The sequence below is a fragment of the Streptomyces sp. NPDC058662 genome, from assembly GCF_042716255.1.
GTDB lineage: Bacteria > Actinomycetota > Actinomycetes > Streptomycetales > Streptomycetaceae > Streptomyces.
The window spans coordinates 25,315-47,291 of sequence record NZ_JBHXRU010000030.1 but is presented as its reverse complement, the minus strand read 5'-3'; the positions used below and the strand labels follow the sequence as shown (position 1 = coordinate 47,291).

Genomic DNA, 21,977 nt, shown 5'->3' with positions numbered 1-21,977 from the left:
CGGGCCGCCCGGGACGCCGCCCGATCGGGTCTGCCGCGGGCCGCGCGGAGGGGGCCGCTGTTCGGGTGGCCCGCGGGGCCGATCCGTGAATGCCGCGCCGCGCACGGTATCCGCATGGGGTGAACGCGATGGAGAGTGCGCCGCTCCGGGAAGCCGTTTCCGACGGCGCCTCGGTCGTCTACGTCCACGGGATCGGCAACAAGGTCCGCCGGGAGCTCCTCAAGTCCCAGTGGGACCGGGCCCTGTTCGGCGCGGACCTGGGACCGGTCTCGCGGATGGCCTACTGGGCCCCGCTGCGGTACCCCGCCCCGCTGCCCGACGGCGCGGCCGACCTGCCGAGCGGCGACGAGGAGATCCCGGACACCGCGGCGCCGACCCCGGAGGAGTTCATCGAGGAGACCCTCCGTGAGGTACGCCGGGAGGCGGGCGGTCCGCGCCCGGAGGGCGCGGCGGACCGGGCCGGGGAGGAGGAGCTGGCGCACTGGCTGGCGCGGATGGCGTACGCGGCGGAGACCCTGGAGCGGGGCGAGCGGGCCGTGTCCGCGTCCCCGGCGCCCCCCGCGCCCGCCCCCGCCTCCACGCCGCCCGCCCCCGCCTCCCCGCCGGCCGGCTCGGCCGACCCGTACCTGGCCGAGGCCCTGCCGCTGCCCGCCTTCCTGCGCTCCCCGGTCTTCCGGCTGCTCGTCAAGCGCACCTTCGCGGACGTGCACGCGTACTTCTTCGGCGGGGCGGGCGAGGCGATGCGCGAGGTGGTCCGCGCGGAGCTGGCCGGGTCGGGCGGCGGCGGCCCCGGCGGCCGTTCCGCTCCGCTCGTCGTGGTGGGACACAGCCTCGGCTCGGTCGTCGCGTACGAGGTGCTGCGCGAGCGGCGGCGCGACGTCGGGCTCTTCGTCACGGCGGGGTCCCCGCTGGGGATCTCCGAGATCAAGGACCGGCTGGCTCTGCCGGCCGCCGTCCCCGAGGGTGTCGCGGCCTGGTGCAACGTCTCGGACCTGCGGGACCTGGTGGCGCTCGACCACTGGCTGCGGCCCGACTACCGCCCGCCCGAGCGCGTCACCGACCATCTCGTCGCGAACCGCGGCGCCCATCACCACGGAATCGACGAGTACCTCGCCTGCGCGCCGGTCCGCGGGGCGGTCCGGGCCGTGCTCGGCCGCCTTGCAGGCGGTGGGACGCGGTGAAACCATGACAGGTATCAGGCAGTCCGTCTCCCCGCCGCGACCCGGCGGCCGTGCAGGTGCGCTATGCCGCTCACCGATACCGAATGGGACCTCGTCACCGAATGGGTGCGCGACCACCTCTTCATCGCGGGTGAACCCCGACCCCGGCTGGTCCAGTTCGGGTTCCCGCCGGAGTTCGTGGGGGGTATCCCCCTCTCGGCGGTCAGCAGCGACAACGCCGTGGCCCTGGTCGAGGCGGTCAGGAACAGGGACGTCACCCTCCAGCTCCAGCTGCTCGACACCCTCACCCGGCTCGACTCGCTGAGCGCGATACCCGCCGGCGTGGTGGTCCTGCGGCTCAAGCGGGAACTGGACGAGGCGGCGCGGCTGGGCAGGTCCGCGCAGGACCACTTCCTCACCGGAGTGCTGAAGAACGGCGCCGAGGTGTTCATCGACCGGACGGACCTGCGCCGCACACTGCGCGAGTTCGTCGACGATCCCGACAAGACCGTCCTGGTGGTGGACGGCGATCCGGACAGCGGTCGCTCCTACACCTACACCCTGATCAGGCACCTGGGCGTGCACTGCGGGTTCCGCCCGGTGCGGGTGACGCTCGACCGGACCGCGACGGCCGAGCGGGTGGTGCGGCGGCTCGCCGAGTTCGTCGCCGACCCGCGCACCGGCATCTCACCGTTGAATCCGACACAGTTGAACGATCCACTGCCCGCGATCGACGCGGCCGTGCACCGCATCGTCAGCCGGGCCACCGCCGCGGACGAGCGGTTCTGGCTCGTCCTCGACGAGTGCGACGAGCTCGACGTCAACTCCGACGTCTGGGACTGCATCGGCAAGCTCGCCCTGACCATCTACGAGCACACCCCGGTCCGACGGGAGACCGCTCCTCGGCTCGTGCTGCTGGGCTACTCCGCCACGACGCGCCAACTGCCGTACGAGATAAGGAAGAACGAGCTCCACGACACCGCGCGCGCGGCCGGCGCCGACGACCTCCGGCAGTTCTTCGAGGAGTTCCTCGCACAGGCTCCGCCGCACCCGGACCGGCCTCCCCCGGACACGCGGCGGACCGCCGCCCTCGTGGACGCGGCCGTGTCCGCCGTCCTGGGGGCGGCCGGGGCCCCCGGGCCGGACAGCTACATGCGCAAGGTCTGCACCGCGACCGAGGAGGCGGTCCGCCTCTACGGCTCCCAGGGCCCGGACGCCGACTTCGGCGCGCTGCTGCGCCGGCGGCTGAGCGCCGCCTCCCCCGGGCCGGCTCCGGTCCCCGCCCTGCGCGCCGCCTACCGGGAGGCCGCGTCCCTGCTCACCCGGTTCGACCCGGAACGCCTGACGCTGCCCGGCGAGGCGGAGCCCACCGGGCGGGCCGACCTGGAGCTGGTGGGCGACTGCCGGACCCTGGGTACGCGCGACACGTGCGACTGGGTGCTCAAACCGGAGGTCCGCCACGCGGCCCTGCGCGGCCTGGCCGGACCGGAGCGGGCCCGTCTCGCGCTGCTGGCCAACGCGCACCAGATCCCGCCGGGACCGGGCCCCGAGCGCACCGCGCTGGCCTACCTCGCGGGCACTCCCCCGGACCTGGCCCGCGCGGGCGCGGACGAGCTGCCGCACGTCCTGCAGGCGGTGCTGTGGCTCGCGGAGATCCCCGGCGTCACCGGGATTCCCCGGCCGGCGGAGGTGCAGCGGCTGCTGGAGCGCGCGCGGCTGCTGCACCCCCTCGAACGCCTGGTGCGCGGCGCGTTCCAGGGCCGGACCGGCGAACTCGCGCGACTGCGCTCGTACATCGGCCTGCCCGCGGACCCCGTCCAGGGGCCGGCGCCGCCGCGGCCGCACGATGCGCACCCGGCCGCCGCGGACGGACCGGCTCCGTCCGCGCCGCCGGATTCGACCGCGCCGCCGGTACTGGTCCACGGGCCGGGCGGGGTCGGCAAGAGCACCCTGCTCGCGAAGTTCCTCCTGGACGGCCTGCGCGAGTTCCCGGCCGGATTCCCCTTCGCCTACGTCGACTTCGAGCGGCCCACCCTCTCGGTCCACGAGCCGGCCACACTGGTCGCCGAGATGGCCCGGCAGCTGGGCATCCAGTTCCCCGGCGAGCGCGCCGCCTTCGACGCTCTGGCCGGCGAGTGCGAGGAGGCCGCCGGTACCCACCGGGCCGGTCAGGGCGCCGTCGACGAGCTCTACCAGCTGTCGACGACGCGCGCGACCCTCGGACGGCTCTCCTCGTCGGGGCTGCACTCCCGGGCCGCGGCCCGGGAGGCCGAGCTGGCGCGGCGGCTGGCGGAGCTCGTCGTACGGGCGCAGGGGACCGCGCCCGCGGGTGGGCCGGGGCAGGCGCCGCTGGTGATCGTGATCGACTCCTTCGAGGAGGCCCAGTACAGCGCCTCCCCGATCCTCGGCCGGATGTGGGCGGTCTGGTCCGCGCTCCAGGAGTCCCACCCCCGGCTGCGGACCGTGGTGGCGGGGCGGGCCCCGATCGAGCATCCGGCGCGCGCGGTCCGGCCCACGGGCATGGAGCTGGGCGATCTGGACCGGGAGGCGGCCGTGGCCCTGCTGATGTCCTGCGGGGTGACCGACGAGCGGCTGGCGACGGAGCTGGCGGACCGCGTGGGCGGTCATCCGCTGAGCCTGCGGCTGGCCGCGCGGGCCGCGGTGCGGGAGGAGGACGGGACCGGATCGCCGGACGGGCTGATCGACAGCCTGCCCGCCCGCCGCCGGGACTTCTTCCGCAAGGTCGACCAGATGCTGATCCAGGGGATCCTGTACGAGCGCATCCTCGACCGCATCCCCGGGGACGAGGTGCGCGCCCTGGCACAGGCGGGACTCGCCCTGCGGACCATCACCCCCGAACTGATCCGCACGGTCCTCGCGGCGCCGTGCGGGCTGCGGGTGGAGTCCGCGGAGCAGGCGGGCCGCCTCTTCGGCCGGCTGTCCCGGCTCGACCTGGTGGAGAGCGCCGGCCCGGGCGCCGTGCGGCACCGCGCCGACCTGCGGGCGATCATGCTGCGGCTGGCCGACCGGGCCCGGGCCGACCTGATGCGTGCGGTGGGGCAGCGCGCGGTCGTCCACTTCGCGGCGTGCGAGGGTCCGGAGGCGCGGGCGGAGGAGATCTACCACCGGCTGCGCCTGAACGAGAACCCGCGCGAGGTGGACCGGCGGTGGCTGCCCGGCGTGGAGCGGTTCCTGGACGGCGCCGCCCAGGACATGGCGGGGCGGTCCGCCGCCTACCTCTCGGGGCAGCTCGGCGGGCACACCCCGGACGAGGTGATGGCCCAGGCCGACCAGGAGGACTGGGAGCGGATCACCGCCCGGGAGGTGGAGGACCTGCTGGCCCAGGGGTACGCGGAGGTGGCCGCCGAACGCCTCGCGCAGCGGCGGCCGTGGACCCCGGGCAGCCCGCTGCACCCCCTGTGGGCGGAGACCCTGGACCGGCTGGGCCGCCGCAAGGAGGCCAGGGCGGCGGCCGCCGCGGCCGCGGCCGGCGCCGACGGGGCCGGCCTCCCCGAACCGCGGCTGGAACTACTGCTCCTGTCGGCCCGGCTGGCCGAGTCGGACGGCGACCTCGCCGAGGCGGGGCGCGACCTCGCCGAGGCCGAGGAGCTCGCGGCGGGTCTGGGCCGCGACTTCGAGGCCCTGGGCGCGCTGCTCGCCCGGGCCCGCCTGGCCTCGGCCTCGGAGGACCGGGACGGCGGGGTGGAGGACCGGCTCGCCGAGCGGCTGCGGCGGCTGCCGGACGCGGAACTGGCCCGCCGGCCCGCGCTGGTCCGGGCGGCGGCCGCCGAGGTCTCCCGGGACCACCCCCGGGTCCTGGAGCACACCCTGGACGTGGTGGGCCTCCCGGAGACGGAGGAGGCGGTCCTGTCCGCGCTCGCGGAGGCGATCGACCGCGCGGTGGCCGGCCGGCCCGAGCTCCGCTCCTCGCTGCGCGACCTGCTGGCGAACGCGGTCGGCCCGCCGGACGGGCCCGCCCCGGCCGGGAGCCCGGGAACGGGCGGCACGGGAGCCGGAGGCACAGGAACCGGCGGCACGGGACCTGACGGCACGGGAATCGGCGGCACAGGAACGGACGGCACCTGGCCCGCAGGCACGCCCACCGCGGCCGCGCCCCAGCCCACCGGGAGCACCTCCAACCGGATCACGCACACGGGGGGCGCGCACACCGGGAGCACGCACACCGGGATGACGGGCATCCTGCGTGAGGCGCGCCGCCGCGGCACCCTCGACCGGCTCGCCCGCCGGCTGCTGAGCCTGGACGACACCAGCGGCGGGCTCGTCTCGGGCGTGGCGGCGGCGATGGGCGCGGGCGCCCCCGCCGCCCCTGTGGCGGGCGGGGTCGCCCTGGCGGCCGCGCCGGACCCGGTTCCGGCCCCGGGCACCGGCCCGGCGGGCGAAGGGAGCGGCCGCAGAGCGGCCTGAGCGACGATGACCGACACCTACCTCCCGCAGGACGAGATCGTGCTGCTGCGCGACACGGCGGTGGAGCAGGGGATAGCGGACCCGATGCTCCGCAGGCTGCTGTTCGAGGGGGTCCTGCCCCAGTACCGCGGCTCGCTCCCGCAGCTCCCCGCGCCCGGGCAGCAGATCCACTCCGACCTGAACGAGATGAACCGGACGGAGCGGCTGATCGACGGCAAGGTGCCGCTGGCCCTCTGGTTGGGGAACGCCACCGCCCAGCTCACCGACGCCGCGGCCCGGGACGTGTTCCTGCGCGCGCTCGACCGGGTGGTGCGGGACGCGGCGGGCGAGCCCGACGTGGCCCCCGACGTCCCCACGGGAGAGGCCAAGGAGGAGATCGTCTTCCAGGACGACACCGTGCCCTTCGACTTCCTCGGCGGCGGCGTGCTGGCGGGCGCCTCGGTCGCCCGCGTCAAGGTCCTCCCGTACCAGGGGGGCGCGCCGCTGCTGCCGGTGGCGCTGCCGCACCACGGCACGGGCTGGCTGATCGCCCCCGGGCTGCTCCTGACGAACCACCATGTGATCACCGCCCGCAAGCGCGGTCCGGGCGTACCGGTGCCGGTCGACCCGGCGGACCTGGCCCTCCAGGCGCGGGGCTCGACGTCCCGGTTCGACTACCTCACCGAGGACGACCCGGCGGCGGTCGAGGTGACCGCTCGCGAGCTCGTGGCCCTCGACGAGGAGCTCGACTACGCGGTGGTGCGGTTGGCCGACGCCTCGCCCCGGCCCTACCTGCGGGTCGCCGCCGAACCGCTGCGGGTCACCCCGGACCTGCCGGTGGCCGTCAACATCATCCAGCACCCGGGCGGCGAGCCGAAGCGGATCGCGCTGCGCAACAACCTGGTCTTCGAGGCGGACGACCGGGACGTGCGCTACTTCACCGACACCCGGGGCGGTTCGTCCGGCTCCCCCGTCCTGACCGACGACTGGACGGTGGTGGCCCTGCACCGCGGCACGCGGCGCGTCTCGGACGTCAGCTTCCAGGGCAGGAGCAGTGCTTTCGTCAACGTCGGTACGCAACTCAGCGCCGTCATGGGGCACCTGCGGGAGCACAGCCCGCGGACCCACGAGGAGATCACGGCGGCGCAGTCCGCGTTGACCCCGCGGACGACACCACAGGAGGTGTGACATGCGCGGTGGTTCCCCGGTGGCGACGGGCCCCGAACAGGTCTTCTCGGAAGACCTGGCGGAGGTCGCCGCACGCGTGCGCAAGGGACTGGAAGCGGAGGTCCTCGAATCCGGTGAGGACCTCCCGGCGCGGGAGGCGACCGCGGCGCAGATAGGCCGCGCCGCCGGCGAGGAACGGGCCAGGGTGCTGCGGGCGGGGGTGCGCGGGCTGGAGAAGCTGGCCTCGGGCCGCGCCGACGACATCGACGAGGACGAGTACTTCGGGGTGGAGGCGATCGTCCTGCTCGAAGGCAGACCGGCGATCCTGGTGCAGAACCAGGACTTCGCCCCCCAGCTCGGCGACTGGGCCGTGCTGGAGGGGCAGCGGGCCGGCATCAGGGAGTCGATCGCGCGGGTCGGGCGGGTGGAGGTGTCCGGGCACGCGGACCTGGACTGGCTGGGCACCGGCTTCCTCGTCTCGCCGTTCGCGGTGATGACCAACCGCCATGTCGCCGCCGAGTTCACCCGCGCCGACGGCGCCGGCGGGTTCACCTTCCGCCAGGGCATGGGGGCGCGCGTCGACACCGCCGAGGAGTTCGGCGTCCCCGCCCCGGACGGCACGTCCGAGTTCGAGGTCACCGGGGTGATCGGCATCCACCCCGACGTCGACATGGCCCTGCTGCGGGTCTCGCCCGCCGCGGCCGGCGGCGGCACCCTGCCCGCACCGCTGGCGGTGGCGGCCGACGCCCCGCCGGACCTGGCCGGCCGGCCCGTGTACGTGGTCGGCTATCCGGCGGCGGACGGCCGGCGCAACGAACCGGAGGCCATGAGCCGGATCTTCATGGACGTGTACAACGTGAAGCGGCTCCAGCCGGGCACGGCGACGGCGCTGGGGCCGGACGGGTTCACGATGGGGCACGACTGCTCGACGCTGGGCGGCAACAGCGGCTCCCCGGTGCTCGACCTCGCCGACCACCGGGTGCTCGGGCTGCACTTCGGCGGCCGTTTCCGGTCCGGCAACTTCGCCGTGCCGCTGTTCCGCCTGACGCGGGACCCGCTGCTGGAGCGCGCCGAGGTCAACTGGGTGTGACGCGACTCGGCACTGCCCGCGCCGCGGGCGGTCCGCCCCGCCCCCTCAGCGCCCGCGGCCGGAGGGGTCGAGGACCGCCGCGATGCCCTCGGCCAGGCAGGCGACGCGGTCGGAGGGGAGGCCCGCGATGTTGACCCGGCCCGAGGTGGTCCCGTAGATGGCGAACTCCTCGCGCAGGCGCAGCATCTGCGCCGCGTCGAGCGGCAGCATGGAGAACATGCCCTTCTGGCGGGCGAGGGCGCGCGCGGGCGCGTCCAGGCCGAGCGCGGTCAGCCGTGCGGTCAGGTGCGTCCGGTTGGCCGCGATCCGGCCCCGCATCACGTCGAGTTCGGCCCGCCAGGCGGCCCGCAGCCCCTCGTCGCCGAGTACGGTCGCGACGACGGCGGCGCCGTGCTCCGGCGGCATCGAGTACAGCGTCCGCGCCGCGTTCTGCAGGGCGGTCTCGGCGTGCCGCACCGCGCGGGCCGACGCGCCGAGCACGATGGCGCAGCCGGTGCGGTCGCTGTAGAGGCCGAAGTTCTTCGAGCAGCTGACGGCGACGAGCATCTCCGGCACGCGCTCCGCCAGCATCCGGGTGGCCCGCAGGTCGGCCTCCAGCCCGTCCCCGAGCCCGTGGTAGGCCAGGTCGACGAACGGCACCCAGCCGTCGCGGGCGGCGAGGTCGGCCAGTGCCTCCCAGTCCTCCCACGACGGGTCCACCCCGGAGGGGTTGTGGCAGCACCCCTGGAGCAGGACCACGTCCTCGCGCCGTGCGCCGCCGAGGTCCCGCATCACCGCGGCCGTGTCGAAACCGCCGTCGGCGTCCCGCCAGGCGAAGGGGCGCACCCGCAGCCCGGCGGCCTCCAGGATGGGCCGGTGGTTGACGTAGGCCGGGTCGCTGATCCACACGGTGGTGCCGGGACGGGTCCGGCAGACCAGGTCGGCCAGCAGGCGCAGCGCTCCGGAGCCGGCGACGGTCTGGACGGCCGCGGCCCGGTCGGCCGGCCCCGGCCGGCCCGCCCCCAGGACCAGGTCCAGCAGGGCCCGGTTGAAGGCGGTGTTGCCGGAGAGGCCGCGGTACTCCTTGGACTCCGACCGCTCCGCCAGCCGCAGTTCGGCCTCGCGCACGGCCGCCATCACGGGCGTGCTCCCGGTCCGGTCGCGGTAGACGCCGAGGACGAGGTCCAAGCGTTGGGGCCGCTCGTCGGTACCGAACGCGCGGGTCAGCTCCCACAGCGGGTCGGCGGGCGGCGGGGGGAGGAGCTCAAGCATCTGCGGGAACCTCGGGGCTGCGGCGGGAACGGGAGGGACGGTTGGCGAGGACGACGCCGGCGGTGATCAGCGGTACGCCGACCAGCACGGCGGCGGTCGGCGACTCACCGAGCAGGGGGACGGCGAGCAGGACGACGGCGACGGGGCTGAGGCTTCCGACGACGGAGCTGCGCTCGGCGCCCAGTCTGCGGATGGCGAAGGCGTACAGCAGCCCCGCGCACAGCCCCACGCCGAGCCCCTGCACCACCAGGAACAGGGCGATGTCGGCGCCGGCGGCGTGGGCGATGCCCGTGGGCAACAGCCCGGTCAGGACCAGGAGCGCGATCACGGCGAAGGAGGGCAGGCACAGCAGGCCGATCGAGCCGACGGGATCGAGGTCGACCTCCCGCAGTCCGACCGTGTAGAGGGCCCACAGCCCGCTCGCCACGAGCAGGGTGCCGGCGCCCGCGAGCACGTCGGTGTCCACGGGGACCGCGTAGCGCCAGACGAGGGCGACCACGCCGGCCGCGATCAGTGCCAGCCCGGCCGCCTGGGTGCCGCGGGGCAGCGCGCGCCCCCGGGCGACCATCAGCGCGGAGACGAACAGCGGGACCATGCCGGGCACGATCGAGCCGACGAACGCCGCCGAGGTCAGGGCGCCGCCGTGCATGGCCGCGAGGAAGAACGGGACCCCGGCACCGCAGACGATCTTGGCGGCGGCGCCCGGCCGTACCGCCAGGATGCGGCGGCGGCGCCGCCACAGGGCGGGGAACAGGACGATGAGCGGGACGCCGAACCGCAGCAGCGCGGCGTCGGCGGGCAGCAGCGAGGAGGAGCCGAGCGCGCGGGCGCTGAGCGCGAAGGCGGCCCAGATGGCCACCGTGAACAGCAGCGCCAGCATTCCCTCGGCCTGGGGGGAGAGCCCGCGGCGGCCGGGGTGTCCGGCGCGCGGGCCCGCCTCGGGGGGAGGCGTGGTCGCCTCGGTGGTGTGCGTCGCGACCACGAAGTCGTACTCCAGCCTCTAGGTCCCGGACCGGTCGGTCCGTTCCCGGCAACGCTAGGGCCTGGCCCGGGGCAGCCGATTGCCAGTTCTGCCTCTCGGACATACGTTTGGGGCAGAATCTGCCAAGGAGTGGCCATGGACGCAGTCGATCTGCAGATCATCCGGGAATTGCAGGCCGACGGGCGCCTGTCCAACCAGGATCTGGCCGACCGCGTCCGCCTCTCGCCGTCCCCCTGCCTGCGCCGGGTGCGGCGGCTGGAGGAGGCGGGCCTGATCCGGGGCTACACCGCCATGGTCGACCAGGTCGCCTTCGGCCTGCCGGTCACCGTGTTCGTCCGCATCCGGTTGGAGCGCCACACCGCGGAGGCGGTCGCGGTGTTCGAGGGGCACGTGGCGGGCATCGAGCACATCCAGGACTGCTACCTGATGGCGGGCAGCAGCGACTACCTGCTGCGCGTGGTCATCGAGGACCTGGAGGCGTACGAGGCCCTGGTGCGCCACCGGATCCACGCCATCCCGGGCATCGCCTCGATCGAGTCGAGCTTCGCCTACGGCAGCGTCAAGCAGTCCCGGACCTACCCGCGCCCGGCCCCGGGCGGGCGCGGGCGCTGAGCCCGCCGCCGGGCCGCGGCCGGGACCCGGTCAGGAGGACGGCGCCCCGGCCGCCGCCTCGAAGGCCGCGTAGGCCGCCTCGTCGAAGAGGACGAACCGGACCTCGTCCACCCCGGTCCGGGCCGCGCGGACGGTCTCCACCGCGATCCGCGCGCCGTCGTCCATGGGCCAGCCGTAGACCCCGGTGGAGACGGCCGGGAAGGCGACCGTACGGGCCCCCAGCTCGTCGGCGACCCGCAGGGACTCGCGGTAGCAGGAGGCGAGCAGCTCCGAGCGGTCCTCCTCGCGCGACCAGACCGGGCCGACGGTGTGGATCACGTGCCCGGCGGGCAGCCGGCCGGCCGGGGTGGCGACGGCCCGCCCGGTGGGCAGGCCCTTGCCGTAGTGCGAGCGCCGCAGGTCCTCGCAGGCCGCGAGGATCTCCGGGCCGCCGCGCCGGTGGATGGCCCCGTCCACCCCGCCGCCGCCGAGCAGGGAGGAGTTCGCGGCGTTGACGATCGCGTCCGCCTTCTCGGCGGTGATGTCGCCGAGGACCAGGGTGATGCGGACCATCAGGAGTCCTTTCGCAGGTGGCGCCAGACCGCCTTGGCGGCGTTGTGCCCGGACATGCCGTGCACGCCCGGCCCGGGCGGGGTCGCGGAGGAGCACAGGAACACCGCCGGGTGCGCCGTGGTGTACGGGGAGAGGGACAGCTTGGGGCGCAGCAGCAGCTGGAGCCCCGAGGCGGCGCCGCAGGCGATGTCCCCGCCCACGTAGTTCGGGTTGCGGGCGGCGAGCTGCGGCGGGCCGGCCGTGGCACGGGCCAGTACCAGGTCGCGGAAACCCGGTGCGAAGCGTTCCAGTTGGCGTTCGACGGCCTCGGTGAGGTCGCCGTCCCAGCGCGCCGGCACATGGCCGTACGCCCAGAACACGTGCTTGCCCGCGGGGGCCCGGCCCGGGTCGGCCAGGCTGGGCTGGGCGGTGATCAGGAAGGGGGTACGGGGCGCCCGGCCGCCGGAAGCGAGTTGCAGGGCGGCGTCGATGTCGCGGGTGCGCGGTCCCACCTGGACCGTGCCGGCGCGGCGGGGCGCCTCGGCCGTCCACGGCACCGGGCCGTCCAGCGCGTAGTCGATCTTGAAGACGGAGGCGCCGTACCGGTAGCCGTCGTAGACGCGCCCCAGCCGGGCGATGCGGGCCAGCGCGGTCGGGGAGGTGTCGAAGACGTACGCGCGGGCCGGCGGCAGGTCGTCGAGGCGCTTGACCTCGAAGCCGGTGTGGACCGTGCCGCCGAGGTCGCGCAGGTACCCGGCGAGGGCGTCGGAGATCGCCTGCGAGCCGCCGCGCGGCATCGGCCAGCCGTTCGCGTGCGCGGCGAGGGCGAAGACCAGGCCCACGGCGCCGGTGGCGATGCCGCCGAGCGGGGCGATGACGTGCGCGACCAGCCCGGCGAGCAGTGCGCGGGCCGGCTCCTCGCGGAAGCGCCGCAGCAGCCAGGTGGCGGGCGGCAGTCCGGTGAGCCCGAACCGGGCCAGGGTGCGGGGGTCCCGGGGCAGCGCCGTGGCCGGCAGCGACATGAAGTCCCGGGCCAGGGTGTCCCACTTGCCGAGGAAGGGCTCCACCAGCCGCCGGTAGGTGCCCGCGTCGCTCGGGCCGAAGGAGGCGGCGGTCTCCGCGACCGAGCGGGAGAGCACGGCGGCCGTGCCGTCGTCGAAGGGGTGGGCCATGGGCAGCGGGGCGTGGAGCCACTCCAGCCCGTACCGCCCCAGCGGCATCGTGGCGAACACCGGGGAGCCGGCGCCGAGCGGGTGCACCGCGGAACACGGGTCGTGCCGGAAGCCGGGGAGGGTGAGCTCCTCGGTCCGGGCCCCGCCGCCGACGGTGTCGGCGGCTTCGAAGACGGCCACGGAGAAGCCGCGGCGGGCCAGTTCGACGGCGGCCGTCAGGCCGTTGGGCCCCGCCCCCACCACGACCGCGTCGAGAATCGGCGGCACTTGCGACTCCTTCGTCCGATGGCGGGCTGCGCCCTCAGGATATGGCGCCCGCCGTCGCGGACGGGCCGGGGCTCACGCGCCGCGCAGCAGCTCGCGGATCCGTACGGTGGTGGCCTCGTCCCGGCCGACGGCGAACGGCAGGGCGTTGTCGCGGTCCACCCGGAAGGGGACCCCGTCGACCGTGCTGTGCGTTCCACCGGCCTCGGTGACCAGCAGCAGGCCCGCCGCGTGGTCCCAGGCCGAGGGCCAGGTGAAGGCGAGGCCGTCCATCTCCCCGCGGGCCACCCTGAGGTACTCCAGGCCCGCGGAGCCGCACGGCCGGGGGGCGACACCGGGAACGCTCAGCCGGGCCAGGACGCGCTCGTCCTCCTCGGAGGTGTACAGCGGGTCGGCCGTGGCCACCCGCAGGTCCGCGCCCGGCGCGGGGGAACCGCTGATGATCCGCTCGCCCCCGCAGTACGCGCCCTGCCCGCGCACGGCGGTCACCATCTCCTCCAGCGCCGGGGCGAAGGTCCAGGAGGCGAGGAGCTCGCCGCGGTGGGCGAGCGCCACCAGGGTGCAGAAGTGCGGGTCGCCGGCGACGAACTGGCGGGTCCCGTCCACCGGGTCGACGATCCAGACCGGCGCGTCGGCGCGCAGCGCCCCGTACCCGCCCGGGTCGGCGTGCACCGCCTCCTCCCCGACCACGGCGGAGCCGGGCAGGAGCCGGGTGAGGGCGGCCGTGAGGTACTCCTCGGCCCTGCGGTCGGCGATGGTCACCAGGTCGTGCGGACCGCTCTTGCGGTCCACCTCGTGGTCGGCGAGCTGCCGGAACCTCGGCATGACCTCGACGGCCGCCGCCTTGCGGACGGCCTCCTCCACGTCGGGCAGCGAATGGGCCAGGAAGTCATCGATCATGCCTCCAGCAAAGCACGCCCGCCCCCCGAACCCCACCGACAGCCCCCGACGGACCACCGGACACCGGATGGCCGGGGGGTGAAGCACGGGCGACCGGGCGGCGCCTCGCCCCGTCGTAGCGCCGCCGCGCCGCCGCCGGGGCCGTCAGCTGAACAGTGGGATGACGGCCGAGCCGTACGCGTCGATGGTGGCCTCGCGGGCGTCGTGCATGGCGTACACGGCGAACTGGTCGACGCCGAGGGCCCGCAGCGCCCGCAGCTTCTCGATGTGCGCCTCGGCGGGGCCGAGCAGGCAGAACCGGTCGACGATCTCGTCGGGGACGAAGTCCGCGGACGGATTCCCGGCGCGGCCGTGGTGGCTGTAGTCGTAGCCCTGGCGGGACTTGACGTACTCGGTGAGCTCGTCGGGGACCATCGAGGAGTGCTCGCCGTAGCGGGAGACCAGGTCGGCGACGTGGTTGCCGACCATCCCCCCGAACCAGCGGCACTGGTCGCGGGCGTGCGCGAGGTCGTCGCCCACGTAGGCCGGGGCCGCGACGCAGATGGTGATCCCCGCCGGATCCCGGCCGGCCTCCTCGGCGGCCTGGCGGACCGACTTGACCATCCACTGGGTGAGGTAGGGGTCGGCGAGCTGGAGGATGAAGCCGTCCGCCTTCTGCCCGGCCAGGGCCAGCGCCTTGGGCCCGTACGCGGCCATCCAGACGGGCAGCTTCCCGTCCTTGATCCACGGGATCCGCAGCGGCTTGCCGTCGACCTCCGCCTCGCGGCCCTCCGCCAGGTCGCGGATGACGCCGATGGCCTCGCCGAGGCGGGCCAGCGTGTTGGGTGCGCGCCCGGCGACCCGCATCGCCGAGTCGCCGCGGCCGATCCCGCAGACCGTGCGGTTGCCGTACATGTCGTTGAGGGTGGCGAAGGTGGAGGCGGTCACCTCCCAGGTGCGGGTGCCCGGATTGGTGACCATCGGGCCGACGCGCAGCTTCTGCGTGTTGGCCAGGATCTGGCTGTAGATGACGAACGGCTCCTGCCACAGGACCGCCGAGTCGAAGGTCCAGCCGTAGCGGAAGCCGTTGCGCTCCGCGCGTTTCATCAGGCTGACGACCTGGGAGGCCGGCGGGTCGGTTTGCAGGACGAGGCCGAAGTCCATGAAGGGGGACTCTCCTTACAGGTACTGGCAGGTGGAGCGGTGGACGAAGGCCCCGTGTCCGGCCCTTCCGGTGTACTCGCGCCGGTCGACGACGAGTTCGCCGCGCGAGAGGACCGAGTCGACGCGTCCGGTGATCCGCCTGCCCTCGTACGCCGAGTAGTCCACGTTCATGTGGTGCGTCTCGGCGGAGATGACCTGCTCGGCGTGCGGATCGTAGAGGACGATGTCGGCGTCGGAGCCCGGCGCGATGGTGCCCTTTCGGGGGTAGAGGCCGAACATGCGGGCCGGGGTCGCGCAGGCGATCTCGATCCAGCGGCGGCGGCTGATGTGCCCGTCCAGAACGGCCTGGTGGAGGAGGTCCATCCGGTTCTCCACGCCCGGCAGCCCGTTCGGGATCTTCGAGAAGTCGCCGCGGCCGAGCTCCTTCTGGCCGCGGAAGCAGAAGGGGCAGTGGTCCGTGGAGACCACCTGGAGGTCGTTGGTCCGCAGTCCCCGCCACAGGGCCGCCTGGTGCTCGCGGGGACGCAGCGGGGTGGAGCAGACGTACTTGGCGCCCTGGAAGTCGGGCTCGGCCAGGTTGTCGGTGGACAGGAACAGGTACTGCGGACAGGTCTCCCCGAAGACGGGCAGCCCCTTGTCCCGGGCGGCGGCGATCTCGGCGACCGCCTCCTCCGCCGAGACGTGCACCACGTACAGGGGCGCGCCCGCCACCCGGGCGAGTTGGATGGCGCGGTGGGTGGCCTCGGCTTCGAGGAGCACCTTGCGGACCTCGCCGTGGTGGCGGGGGTCGGTCTCCCCGCGCGCCAGGGCCTGTTCGACGAGCACGTCGATCGCGATGCCGTTCTCCGCGTGCATCATGATCAGCCCGCCGTTGGCGGTGCCGCGCTGCATCGCGCGCAGGATTCTGCCGTCGTCGCTGTAGAAGACGCCGGGGTAGGCCATGAACAGCTTGAAGGAGGTGACGCCCTCCCCGACCAGCAGGTCCATCTCCTTGAGGGTGCCCTCGTTGACGTCGGAGAGGATCATGTGGAAGGCGTAGTCGACGGCGCACTTGCCGTCGGCCTTGTCGTACCAGGTGTCGAGCCCCTCGCGCAGGCTGCGGCCCACGCTCTGCACCGCGAAGTCGACGATGGTGGTGGTGCCGCCCCAGGCGGCGGCCCTGGTCCCCGTCTCGAAGGTGTCCGAGGCGGAGGTGCCGCCGAAGGGGAGCTCCATGTGGGTGTGGGCGTCGACCCCGCCCGGGATCACGTACTTGCCGCTCGCGTCGATCACGCGGTCGGCGGTCCAGGCCTCGGCGGGCTCCGAGCCGTGCGTGGCCAGGGCCGCCACGCGGCCGTCCTCGATGAGGACGTCCGCGTGCAGTTCGTCGGCGGCGGTCACGACGAGGCCGCCGCGGATCAGGGTGCGGATGCTCATGGGTCCCCCTACTCGATGCTGCGGAGCGCCTGTTCGAGGATCTCGGCGCCCTCTTCCGCCTCGGCGACGGTGAGGGAGAGCGGCGGCGCGATGCGCAGCACGCTGGTGTCGTGGCCGCCGCCCCTGCCGAGGAGCAGCCCGCCCTCGCGGGCGGCCTCCAGGACGGCGGCGGTCGCCTCCGGGTCGGCCTGGTCGGTGCCGGGCCGGGTCAGTTCCAGTCCGGCCATCAGGCCCCGGCCGCGGACCTCCCGTACGGCGGGCGCGTGGGCGGCGACGGAGCGCAGCCGCTCCAGGAGCAGGCCGCCGACGCGGCGGGCGTTGCCCTGGAGGTCGTGCTCCAGCAGGTACGAGAGGTTGGCGACGCCGGCGGCCATGGTGACCGGGGAGCCGCCGAAGGTGGAGATGGAGTTGGCGTCCAGGCAGTTCATGACCTCGGATCGGGCGACGACCCCGCCGATGGACATCCCGTTGCCGATGCCCTTGGCGAAGGTGAGGATGTCCGGCGGGCCGTTCTGCGCGTGCGCCTGCCAGCCCCAGAAGTGCTCGCCGGTACGGCCCCAGCCGGTCTGCACCTCGTCGCTGATCCACAGGATGCCGTGCCGGTCGAGGACCTCGCGGAAGGCCCCGTACAGGCCGTCAGGCGGCGAGGTGAACCCGCCGACGCCCTGGATCGGCTCGGCGATGAGCGCGGCCACTCCCCCGCGTGCCTGGCCGAGGACGTCCTGGAGGTCCGCGACGGCGGCCGCGGTGAAGTCGCGGTCGGACAGCTCCGCGAAGGGGCCCCGGGTGCGGACCGCGCCGTGGACGTAGTACGTCTGGAGCGGCGAGAGGCTGGTCGGGGACCAGCCCCGGTTGCCGGTGACGGAGACGGTGGAGAAGGACCGGCCGTGGTAGCTGTTGCGCATCGCCAGGATCTGGTTGGAGCGGCGGTACGTCGTCGCGAGCAGCAGGGCCGCGTCGTTGGCCTCGGTGCCGGAGGTGGTGAAGAAGACCCGGGCGTCGGGGATGCCGGACAGCGCCGCGACCCGCTCGGCCAGCTCGATCATCGGCCGGTTGAGGTAGAGGGTCGAGGAGTGGATGAGGCGCCCGGCCTGCTCGGCGACGGCCTTGGTGACCTCGGGCAGGGCGTGGGCGGTCATCGTGGTCAGGATGCCGCCGAAGAAGTCGAGGTAGCGGTTGCCGTCGGCGTCCCAGACGTGGCGGCCCTCGCCGTGGGTGAGCTCGATGGGGCGGTCGTAGTAGAGCGCGAGCCAGTCGGGCATGACGGTGCGGTGGCGGCTGTGCAGGGGAATGGGGTTGCTCACGGCTGTACGAGCCCTCCGTAGGCGTCGGGGCGGCGGTCGCGGTAGAAGGCCCACTGGTCGCGGACTTCTTTGATCAGGTCGAAGTCGAGGTCGCGGACCAGGAGTTCCTCCTCCTTGTCACTGGCGGGCTCGCCGACGAACCGGCCGCGGGGGTCCACGAAGTAGCTGGTCCCGTAGAAGTCGTTGTCGCCGTACTCCTCCTGGCCGATGCGGTTGATCGCGGCGATGAAGTACTCGTTGGCGACGGCCGCGGCGGGCTGCTCCAGCTGCCAGAGGTAGGCGGAGAGCCCGCGGTGGGTGGCGGAGGGGTTGTAGACCAGCTGGGCTCCGGCCAGGCCCAACTGCCGCCAGCCCTCGGGGAAGTGGCGGTCGTAGCAGATATACACGCCGACCCGGCCGACCGCGGTGTCGAACACCGGCCAGCCGAGGTTGCCCGGGCGGAAGTAGTACTTCTCCCAGAATCCCTTGACCTGCGGGATGTGGTGTTTGCGGTACTTGCCCAGGTAGCTGCCGTCGGCGTCGATGACGGCGGCGGTGTTGTAGTAGAAGCCCTCGCTCTCCAGCTCGAAGACCGGTACGACGATCACCATGCCGGTCTCGCGGGCGAGGTCGCGCATGCGGCGGACGGTCGTGCCGTCGGGGACGGCCTCGGCCCAGCGGTAGTGCTCGGGCTCCTGGACCTGGCAGAAGTAGGGGGCGTTGAACACCTCCTGGAAGCCGATGATCTTCGCCCCCTGGGCGGCGGCCCGCCGGGCGTGCTCCTCGTGCTTGGCGATCATCGATTCGGTGTCTCCGGTCCAGGTGGCCTGGACCAGCGCGGCGCGGACGACTTGGGCCATGAGCTGCTCCTCGCGACGGGAACGCCGAGTTCTACGCACGTAGACGGAGTACGTAGGGAGTAGAACGTAGGCCTCGGTCCAGCCTGGGGCAAGACCGCCGTGCGCGGTTGGAGTAGTCGATCACGACAGGTCGCCCGGCGATCAGATGCGGTCGCCGGGCGGGCGGTTTACGCCGCCACGATGCCGGCCACCCGAAGCGCGTGGACCAGGTCGCGGTGCCGGGAGCCGGGCAGTGCGCGGGCCGCGTGCAGCAGGCGGGGCACGAACCACCCCGGGTCCCGCCGGGCCGTCACGGCGGCCTCCTCCGCGGTGCGGACCCGGACGAAGGCGCCGAGCAGGGCCGCCGTCTCACGGGTCCGGCCGGCCTCGCCGAGGGCGAGGGCCGCGGCGGCGATCTCGGCCGGGGGCCGGGCCATGCCCTGGCGCAGCAGGCGGTCGGAGTCGGCCTCCCAACCGGCCTCGCCGAGGGCGGCCGCGGCCGCCGCGAGCTGTCCGGGCGGCAGCGAGGCCGCCTCCCACAGCAGGGTGGCCCAGTCGGCGGCGAGCCCGGCGCGGGCCAGCTCGGTTGCGAGCCCGGGCCACCGCTCGGCGGGCCAGGCGGCGGCCTCGCACAGCAGCCCGTGCGCCTCACCGCTGCGGCCCCGCGCACGCAGCGCGACCAGTTCCCCGACGAGTCCCCGGGTACTCCCCCCGGGCGGGGCGGTCGTGTCCGCGGCGGAGGCCGGCTCCCCCGCGGGACCGCTGCGCCGGGAACGGTCCCCGCTCGGGGCGGGGGGATCCGCCCGGGCATCCGCCGCGGGGCGGCCGAAGCGGGCCCCGCGCGGCGTCGGCAGTGCCGGTACCGGCTCGGCGTCCCGCCCCGGCCGCGGGGCACCCGCGCCCTCGGGAGCCACCGCGCCCGCGTAGCGGGCACCCCCGGCACGCCGGCCCCCGCGCGACCACCGCCCCTCGGCCCGCCCGACGGGCGCCTGCGCGGATGTCCCGACGGGCGCCCGCGCGGCCGACCCGGCCGACCCGGACGGGGCCTGCGCGGCCGACCCGGACGGGGCGTGTTCGAACGGCCCGGCCGGCGCCTGCGCGGTCGACGCGGACGGGTCGGCCGCGGACGCCCCGTCCGGGGCGTGTTCGAACGGCCCGGCCGGCGCCTGCGCGGTCGACGCGGACGGCGCGTCCGCGGCCCACCCTCCTGTCTGCTCCGGCTCCGGCTCCCGACCGGCGGCCGGCCATTCGGTGGCGGCGGTGGCGGTGGTGCTGCGCTGGCGCGGAACGGCCGGCAGGGGGTCGGCGGCGGGAGCCACACCCCACGCGGCGGCGCCGGGCCGGGCGGGGGCGGCGGCGGAGGGGGTTTCGCCCCACGTCGCGGCGCCGTGCTCCGGGTAGGCGGTGGCGCCGGAAGGGGCGTCGCCCCACGCGACGGCGCCGTGCCCGGCGGGGGCGGTGGCGCCGTCGGGGGCTGCATCCCACGCGGCGGCGCCGTGCCCGGGGTAGGCGGCGCCCTGCCCGGCGGAGGCGGGGGCGGTGGCGCCGGAGGGGGCTTCGCCCCGCACCCCACGGCCGCGGTCGGGGGTGGCGGTGCTGCCGTAGGGGGCTTCGCCCCGGGCGGTCGCACCGGGGGCGGCGGTGTGGAGGGAGGCCAGCCGGGCGGTCAGGTCGTCGTGGCGGGCAGCGGCGCGCACGGCGTCGTCCTGGGCCCACGCGAGCTCCCCGGCCAGGGCGGCCGCGACCCGCGGGTCGGCGGCGCCGCCGAGCTCGGCCGTCAGTGCGCGCAGGGCCGCCGCCGTCTCCGCCCGCTGGGACGCCGACAGCGCGTGCAGGGACCTCAGTTCCTCGGCCCCGCCCGGCAGCCTGTCCCACGCGGCGGCGGCCGCGGCCCGCAGCCGGGCCGCGTACACGGCCTCCCGCGTCGCGGCCTCCGTGCCGACCGTCGCCTCCAGGTCCCGCAGCAGCGACTCCACCACGTCCCACGGCGGCATCGCCGCGCCGGCCAGAGCGGCCGCCATACCGTCCGGGTCCCGCCGCAGGAACTCCCCGTACCACCCCGCCCCGGGGTCCAGTCTCCGCGTCAGTCCCTTTAAGTAGTCGGCCAGTTGACCGATCATCAGCGCAGTCGCGGTCTCCATGACCGCATTGCACCGCACGCGTGTTACAGGCGGGCTACGGGCGCCTCAAAGCTGGACGGCGATCGCGGTGTGCGGCCGCTTCCCGCGCCGCGCGAGCGTGGCCGGGACGTCCACCGCCCAGAACTGCCAGGTGTACTTGCGCGTCATCAGCTTCCGCACCCGCCGCAGCCCCGACTCGTCCAGCAGCCGGGCCCGCCCCTCCCGCGCCGGTGCCCCCGGCGCGACGCGTCCGCGCACGTCGCACGGAGTGACCTGGACCCGACCGTCGTTGCGGATCCGCTTGACCTTCCACGAATCGCTGCGCGTCCACACGTACAGCTCGCCGCCGTCGGCCACCGCCCAGACCGGCGTCGCCACGGGCGTGCCGTCCTTGCGGAACGTGGTGAGGCTGACGTACCGGGCCCTGCCCAGCTCTTCGAGATCCATGCCGCCGACCCTACGGCCCCGGGCCCGCAGGCCGCGCTCGCGGGCCCCCTCAGGCGGGCACGAGGGCGCACCGCCGCAGCACTTCGTCGAGGGAGAGCCCGAGCACCTCGGCGAGGGCGGCGACGGTGAAGAAGGCGGGGGTGGGCGCCCGACCCGTCTCGATCTTGCGCAGCGTCTCGGCCGAGAGGCCGGCGCCGGCCGCGATCTCGACCATGGTGCGCGCGCCGCGCGCCTCGCGCAGCAGCGCGCCCAGGCGCTCGCCGCGCTCGCGCTCTTCCGGGGTGAGTGGGGTACGGACCATGCGTCCATCCTACCCCCCGGGCCAATAACTATCCCGTTAAAGTTATACCGGTATAGTTATTGGCATGGTGGAACTGAAGACAGAACAGTCGATCGACGAGATGCGCGCCGCGGGCCGCGTCGTGGCACAGGCCCTCGCGGCCGTACGGGAGGCCGCGCGCGTCGGCAGCTCGCTGCTGGACCTGGACCGGGTGGCCCGCGGGGTGCTCCGCGGGGCCGGTGCGGCCTCGCCCTTCCTCGGCTACCGGCCGCGCTTCGCGCCCGTGCCGTTCCCGGGGGTGATCTGCGCCTCGGTCAACGACGCGATCGTGCACGGCATCCCCGACGGCGCGCGGCTCCGCGACGGCGACCTGGTCAGCATCGACTGCGGGGCGAGACTGGGCGGTTGGGTCGGCGACGCGGCGGTCAGCTTCACCGTCGGCCGGGCCCGCCCCGCCGACCTGCGGCTCATCGAGACCGCCGAGGCGGCCCTCGCCGCCGGGATCGCCGCCGCCGTGCCGGGCAACCGGATCGGGGACATCGCGCACGCAGTCGGCACCGTCTGCCGAGCCGCCGGATTCGGCATCCCCGACGGCTTCGGCGGCCACGGGATCGGCCGCAGCATGCACGAGGACCCGGGCGTGCCCAACGAGGGCCCGCCGGGGCGCGGTATGAAGCTGCGCCCCGGCATGGTGATCGCGATCGAGCCGATGGTCATCGCGGGCGGTACGGACGACTACCGCTGCGACGGCGACGGCTGGACCCTGCGGACGGTCGACGGCAGCCGGGCCGCCCACGCGGAGCACACGGTGGCGATCACCGCCGGCGGACCGAGGGTCCTGACGCTCCCGTAGCCGTTCCCCGGCACGCCCGAAGGGCACACGGCGCACGGCCGGCGGACGCCCGACGCACAGGCG

At 75.0% G+C, this 21,977-nt stretch carries 18 protein-coding genes; 6 read left to right on the top strand and 12 right to left on the bottom strand.

Annotated features, from left to right (window positions below; all coding sequences use genetic code 11):
• The first annotated feature begins 128 nt into the window (after window positions 1–128).
• From ACFWUQ_RS13920 to ACFWUQ_RS13905, 4 genes are all read left to right on the top strand, one after another.
• Window positions 129–1,181: a hypothetical protein gene (locus ACFWUQ_RS13920; protein WP_384537283.1), complete on the top strand. Its 1,053-nt coding sequence runs from the start codon at window positions 129–131 to the stop codon at window positions 1,179–1,181.
• A 63-nt stretch (window positions 1,182–1,244) separates the two neighbouring features.
• The gene (locus ACFWUQ_RS13915) at window positions 1,245–5,585 is read left to right on the top strand and encodes a hypothetical protein (RefSeq protein WP_384537280.1); all 4,341 of its coding nucleotides are present in this window, start codon (window positions 1,245–1,247) and stop codon (window positions 5,583–5,585) included.
• A gap of 6 nt (window positions 5,586–5,591) precedes the next feature.
• Window positions 5,592–6,752: a trypsin-like peptidase domain-containing protein gene (locus tag ACFWUQ_RS13910; protein ID WP_384537279.1), complete on the top strand. Its 1,161-nt coding sequence runs from the start codon at window positions 5,592–5,594 to the stop codon at window positions 6,750–6,752.
• Window position 6,753: 1 nt separating this feature from the next.
• Entirely contained in the window at window positions 6,754–7,821 is a 1,068-nt protein-coding gene (locus ACFWUQ_RS13905) for a trypsin-like serine peptidase (RefSeq protein WP_384537276.1), read from the top strand.
• Between the two features lie 45 nt (window positions 7,822–7,866).
• Here ACFWUQ_RS13905 and ACFWUQ_RS13900 read toward each other — a convergent pair whose 3' ends face one another.
• Both ACFWUQ_RS13900 and ACFWUQ_RS13895 read right to left on the bottom strand, forming a co-directional pair.
• Window positions 7,867–9,072, bottom strand: a complete 1,206-nt coding sequence (locus ACFWUQ_RS13900; protein ID WP_384537273.1) for an aromatic amino acid transaminase — start codon at window positions 9,070–9,072, stop codon at window positions 7,867–7,869.
• On the bottom strand, window positions 9,065–10,054 hold the full coding sequence (locus ACFWUQ_RS13895) for a DMT family transporter (protein WP_384537270.1): 990 nt from the start codon (window positions 10,052–10,054) through the stop codon (window positions 9,065–9,067). The genes ACFWUQ_RS13900 and ACFWUQ_RS13895 overlap by 8 nt, the downstream gene beginning before the upstream one ends.
• 135 nt (window positions 10,055–10,189) lie before the next feature.
• Between ACFWUQ_RS13895 and ACFWUQ_RS13890 the strand changes: the two genes are divergently transcribed.
• A complete protein-coding gene (locus ACFWUQ_RS13890; RefSeq protein WP_384537267.1) occupies window positions 10,190–10,666 on the top strand; it encodes an Lrp/AsnC family transcriptional regulator in 477 nt (158 codons plus the stop codon).
• Between the two features lie 30 nt (window positions 10,667–10,696).
• Here the strand turns inward: ACFWUQ_RS13890 and ACFWUQ_RS13885 are convergent, their stop codons facing one another.
• The 10 genes from ACFWUQ_RS13885 to ACFWUQ_RS13840 all read right to left on the bottom strand — a co-directional run bounded on the left by ACFWUQ_RS13885 (window position 10,697) and on the right by ACFWUQ_RS13840 (window position 21,082).
• Window positions 10,697–11,218 (bottom strand): O-acetyl-ADP-ribose deacetylase, encoded by a 522-nt coding sequence (locus ACFWUQ_RS13885; RefSeq protein WP_384537265.1) that lies wholly within the window; start codon window positions 11,216–11,218, stop codon window positions 10,697–10,699.
• Window positions 11,218–12,636, bottom strand: a complete 1,419-nt coding sequence (locus ACFWUQ_RS13880) for a phytoene desaturase family protein (protein WP_384537262.1) — start codon at window positions 12,634–12,636, stop codon at window positions 11,218–11,220. The genes ACFWUQ_RS13885 and ACFWUQ_RS13880 overlap by 1 nt, the downstream gene beginning before the upstream one ends.
• A gap of 72 nt (window positions 12,637–12,708) precedes the next feature.
• Entirely contained in the window at window positions 12,709–13,533 is an 825-nt protein-coding gene (locus ACFWUQ_RS13875) for an inositol monophosphatase family protein (protein ID WP_384537259.1), read from the bottom strand.
• Window positions 13,534–13,677: 144 nt separating this feature from the next.
• Window positions 13,678–14,676 (bottom strand): TIGR03842 family LLM class F420-dependent oxidoreductase, encoded by a 999-nt coding sequence (locus ACFWUQ_RS13870; RefSeq protein WP_384537256.1) that lies wholly within the window; start codon window positions 14,674–14,676, stop codon window positions 13,678–13,680.
• Between the two features lie 15 nt (window positions 14,677–14,691).
• Window positions 14,692–16,092: a dihydropyrimidinase gene (hydA, locus tag ACFWUQ_RS13865; RefSeq protein ID WP_384537254.1), complete on the bottom strand. Its 1,401-nt coding sequence runs from the start codon at window positions 16,090–16,092 to the stop codon at window positions 14,692–14,694.
• A gap of 8 nt (window positions 16,093–16,100) precedes the next feature.
• Window positions 16,101–17,354, bottom strand: a complete 1,254-nt coding sequence (locus ACFWUQ_RS13860; protein ID WP_384537334.1) for an aspartate aminotransferase family protein — start codon at window positions 17,352–17,354, stop codon at window positions 16,101–16,103.
• 38 nt (window positions 17,355–17,392) lie between these two features.
• A complete protein-coding gene (locus tag ACFWUQ_RS13855; protein WP_384537251.1) occupies window positions 17,393–18,235 on the bottom strand; it encodes a nitrilase-related carbon-nitrogen hydrolase in 843 nt (280 codons plus the stop codon).
• A gap of 167 nt (window positions 18,236–18,402) precedes the next feature.
• Window positions 18,403–20,355, bottom strand: coding sequence for a hypothetical protein (locus ACFWUQ_RS13850; protein ID WP_384537249.1), 1,953 nt, complete (start codon window positions 20,353–20,355; stop codon window positions 18,403–18,405).
• 45 nt (window positions 20,356–20,400) lie between these two features.
• Window positions 20,401–20,781 carry a PPOX class F420-dependent oxidoreductase gene (locus tag ACFWUQ_RS13845; protein WP_384537246.1) on the bottom strand — a complete coding sequence of 127 codons (381 nt, stop codon included), beginning with the start codon at window positions 20,779–20,781 and terminating at the stop codon, window positions 20,401–20,403.
• A 49-nt stretch (window positions 20,782–20,830) separates the two neighbouring features.
• A complete protein-coding gene (locus ACFWUQ_RS13840; protein WP_384537244.1) occupies window positions 20,831–21,082 on the bottom strand; it encodes a helix-turn-helix domain-containing protein in 252 nt (83 codons plus the stop codon).
• Between the two features lie 64 nt (window positions 21,083–21,146).
• Here ACFWUQ_RS13840 and map point away from each other — a divergent pair, with 64 nt between their 5' ends.
• Complete coding sequence (map, locus tag ACFWUQ_RS13835; RefSeq protein WP_384537242.1) at window positions 21,147–21,914, top strand: type I methionyl aminopeptidase; 768 nt, start codon at window positions 21,147–21,149, stop codon at window positions 21,912–21,914.
• The last annotated feature ends 63 nt before the right edge of the window (window positions 21,915–21,977 follow it).